The organism is Streptomyces sp. NRRL F-5122, assembly GCF_001507435.1.
Taxonomy (GTDB): Bacteria; Actinomycetota; Actinomycetes; order Streptomycetales; family Streptomycetaceae; genus Streptomyces; species Streptomyces lannensis.
The window spans coordinates 1-3,946 of record NZ_LMWH01000038.1 but is presented as its reverse complement, the minus strand read 5'-3'; the positions used below and the strand labels follow the sequence as shown (position 1 = coordinate 3,946).

Below are 3,946 nucleotides of genomic sequence, written 5' to 3'. Positions count from 1 at the left end.
CGCGGACTGCGGCACGCGGTCCAGGAAGAGGGCGTGGTCGGAGGAGATGATGCGGTTGCCGTCGATCTCCAGACCCGGCAGCGACTTCGGCACGGAACCAGTCGCCAGGAGGACGTGGCGGCCCTGGATCCGCTGACCGTTCACGTCGACGGAGGTCGCGGAGGACAGACGGCCCTCACCCTCGATGTACGTGATGTTCCGTGACTTGACAAGCCCCGTCAGCCCCTTACAGAGGCTGTCGACCGTCTCGTCCTTGTAGCGCTGCACCGCGGGCATGTCGATGCTCTCAAACGTGGCCATCACGCCGAAGCGCTGTGCGTCGCGGGCTTGGTCGGCGATCTCGGCAGCATGCAGAAGGGCCTTAGCAGGGATGCATCCGTTGTGCAGACAGGTACCGCCCAGTTTGTGTTTTTCGATCATCGCGGTGCGCAGGCCCAGCTGCGCCCCACGCAGAGCGGCAGCGTATCCACCGCTGCCGCCTCCCAGAACAACGAGGTCGAAGTCTTCGACAACGTCGGTCATGCAGTTCCTCCCGGTCGTCGTGTTGGTTCTTGCGCAGCGGGTTGCAGGCCGCTTGAGCGAAGCGGACGAACCGCTGCTGCATGTCCCGATAACGCGTCACTGTTGGCGGGTAAGGCCGTCGCGAATGCCGGCCTTCCGTGCCGTTGGGGATGAACCCGCACGAGCCTGCTTCCGTCCTGTCCGTCCTGTGGCAGTGGGGCGCAGTCGCACCCGCGCGTCCAAGTAAGACCTACCGGCGTCCACTCTGCATCTACTCCTCATCGTGATCTTCGAGATGCCCCTGAACCCGGAAGGGCTGGGATGCGGCTGCAGGTAGGAGACCTGGTTGAACGCCCAGCCAGGAGCGTGTATGCCGCGTAGATGTCGACGACGCACTCGCCGTCCGCCCGTCAGGTACTCAGGAGTGCCGGATGCCGCACACGGGAACACTTGTGCGCACGCGCGACAAGGAATGTTGGCGAGCACGTCGATTGTCGGGACTACGTCTGCACTCGGACCTGAGAGCGCGGCCGTCCGTGCACCAAGGGACCACACACCGGACGAGGCCGACCGCCTTGTTCCGCCACGACATGCATGGAGCAACTATGTCTCTGCGCGATGCAGCGGCTTACGGACATCTTCCCGCTACAGGCGCCGTGTCCGTCCAGCTGATCAAGTGGGTCAGCTCGCCTGGCCCGTTCACCGGCACCGAATCCGAGTACCCGTCGTCAACGAACTTCGAGGTAATGGCGATGCACACGGCAAGCCATCAGATCTCCACGGCGGCGGTCCTCACGGTCCACCGCCGCGCGTCAGATGCGGCGTTGGGCGGCGCCGTCAGCCCCGAGGGCCTCCTCGCTCTGTCCCGGACCAAGGTAGGAGCCGTGTCGCCGCCGACACAATCGAGGCCCGGAGTAAGGGAGGAGTCACGATGAGGCGGCGATCGTACGTCGCTTCGAGAGGCACCTATAGGAAACAGGGGCGGAGCGTCTGCCGACGGGAGGCAGTCGGGGGGCGTGCCCTGAAGACATGCGCCGGCACGGGCGCAGGACGGTCCAGACCCGACCGACTCCCGCTGGCCCCTCCCCTGTCCGACGGCAGGCCGATCCGATGAGTCTGCCCTCCAGCCCTATCGAGCTCTCCGGTCGAACGGAACGCGGACGGGATGCCCGATCGCCGCTGCATGCCTTCCTCCGCACCGAGACAGGCAGCGCCGTCGTCCTCCTGGTGGCCACTCTCACCGCACTGATATGGGCGAACACGGTACCGCCGAGCTATACCTCGTTCTGGAGTGCGCGGATCTCTGTGCAGGCGGCCGCGCACATCGCGTCCTTCTCAATCCGCGACTTGATCAACAACGGCCTGATGGCGCTGTTCTTCTTTGTGATCGGACTCGAGGCCCGGCGCGAGTTCGACGTGGGCGAGTTGCGAGAGCGCAGGCGTCTCACCCTGCCCGTCGCTGCCGGCGTCAGCGGCATGCTCATCCCCATCGGTGTCTATCTGGCTTTCAACGCTGGTCACCCGTCGGTCCACGGGTGGGGGGCGGCAATGTCAACGGACACCGCCTTCGCTTTGGGCATGTCGGCCACTTTTGGCCGGCGCTTGCCTCCCGGGCTGCGGGTCTTCATCCTGACAATCGCGGTAACCGACGACCTCCTCGCGCTAGCCGTCGTCGCTGGCGCCTATAGCAGCCGTATCGAAGCGATACCGCTCCTAACGGCTCTGGCCGTCTTCACTACCGCGCTCCTCGCGCACGCCCTCGGCGTGCACCGGGCCGCCGTCTACGGGATGCTCGCTGTCGTCGCCTGGGTTGCCCTGGCACAGTCGGGGGTGGACCCAGTCATCATCGGACTCGCTACAGGCCTGCTGGCCTACGCCGCCCCGGCCTCGCGGAGCGACCTCGAGCGCGCGAGCGGGCTGTTCCGGCTCTTCCGCGAGCAGCCGACCCCTGAGATGGCACGCTCTGCGCGTGAGGGTCTCGTCTTTGCCCTCTCCCCCAACGACCGCTTGGAGCGGCTGTTTCACCCGTGGACCAGTTACGTAATTGTCCCACTCTTCGCCCTAGCCAACGCTGGGATCCAGGTCGATGCCGACCTTCTTCGCCAAGCAGCCACATCCCCCGTAACGCTGGGCATCTTCTTCGGATACGTGCTCGGCAAACCCCTTGGAATCCTGGGTGCATCTGCGGCAACGACCTGGCTAAGCGGAGGCCGCCTGCGCCCCCCTGCAGGCTGGGGTGCCGTGGCCGCAGGAAGCACGCTCTCGGGCGTCGGATTCACCGTCTCGCTGCTCATCGCGACGCGTACCTTCCACAGCGCACAGCTCGATCTGGCGAAGGCAGGCGTGCTGGGGGCTGTCGTCGTCTCGTTCGCACTCGCCTGGGCGGTCAACGGGGCAATCGAGCTCCTTCCACGGCAGGCACGGCTCAAGGCTCGTGTCGGGATGGCGGAACGCATCGTGGACCTGGCAGTGGACGTCGATCCGACCCGCGACCATGTACGGGGGCCGTGCGGGGCGACGGTGACCGTGCTTGAGTACGGCGACTACGAATGCAGGTACTGCGGCCAGGCGGAGCCTGTCATCCGCGAGCTGCTGCGTGGAGTCGACGACGTGCGGTACGTCTGGCGCCACCTCCCCCTCGCGGATGTCCACATGCACGCCCAGATCGCTGCCGAAGCGGCAGAGGCAGCAGCTGCGCAAGGCTTCTACTGGCAGATGCACGATCTGCTCCTTGCCCACCAGGGCTCCCTCCAGCCGGACGACCTGAGCCACTACGCGGCGAAAATCGGGCTAAACACCGAGCGCTTCGAGCACGACCTTCGCACGAGAGCAGGTGCAGCACGAGTGGCCGAGGACGTGGAGTCGGCGGATCTCAGCGGCGTGGCAGGGACACCCACGTTCTTCATCAATGGACTCCGGCACCACGGCGCCTATGACATAGCCAGTCTGTCCGCTGCGGTGCGCGACGCCCGTGAGCGCGCCCGGGTAGGCGGCCTCCGTGCAGGCGTCGATACGAGGTAGATAGCCCGTCCACACGACGGTGGTTGGTTGTACGGGCGGCCGCGCCGAGTGTCCCCGCCTCGCTGAGCAATGGTCGGCTCCCCGGCACAGCGAGGCGTAATGACCACCGTCGCCCGGCGGGAGGCATCCTCGGCGACTTGCCCGAAGGGCAATGCCGCGATCGGTCCGGCCCCCTCCCCCGCCCCAGGTAGGGGGCCGGAACCAAATTGGGATAGAGGCCAAAGAGATTGATGCGGCCCGGGGCCCGCCTAAAACGAGCCCTCACCCTGCCCGCGGAAGACCCGTTGCCTGAGACAACAGGAACGAAGGCGCACAGCCAAACGGTTAAGACGTCATCTCATTTGGTGAGTCTGCGGTAGCAGATGAGGGTGCAGGCGATGCTGGTGAAGGCCAGGAAGTGCTCGGATTTGCGTTCGTAGCGGCG

Annotated in this window: 2 protein-coding genes and 1 pseudogene; 1 reads left to right on the top strand and 2 read right to left on the bottom strand. The window is 66.0% G+C overall.

Annotation, left to right across the window (positions count from 1 at the left end; genetic code table 11):
* The coding region (locus ADL25_RS07555) for an FAD-dependent oxidoreductase (protein WP_159044896.1) at positions 1-522 on the bottom strand (522 nt) is incomplete at its 3' end.
* Between the two features lie 1,089 nt (positions 523-1,611).
* Between ADL25_RS07555 and ADL25_RS07545 the strand changes: the two genes are divergently transcribed.
* The gene (locus ADL25_RS07545; RefSeq protein ID WP_059126876.1) at positions 1,612-3,522 is read left to right on the top strand and encodes a Na+/H+ antiporter NhaA; all 1,911 of its coding nucleotides are present in this window, start codon (positions 1,612-1,614) and stop codon (positions 3,520-3,522) included.
* A gap of 337 nt (positions 3,523-3,859) precedes the next feature.
* Here the strand turns inward: ADL25_RS07545 and ADL25_RS47940 are convergent.
* A pseudogene (locus ADL25_RS47940) lies at positions 3,860-3,946 on the bottom strand (IS5/IS1182 family transposase); the annotation flags it as partial.

Coding starts and splice junctions, on each gene's coding strand:
- ADL25_RS07545 (WP_059126876.1), top strand. CDS start 1,612: ATGAGTCTGCCCTCCAGCCCTATCGAGCTCTCCGGTCGAACGGAACGC.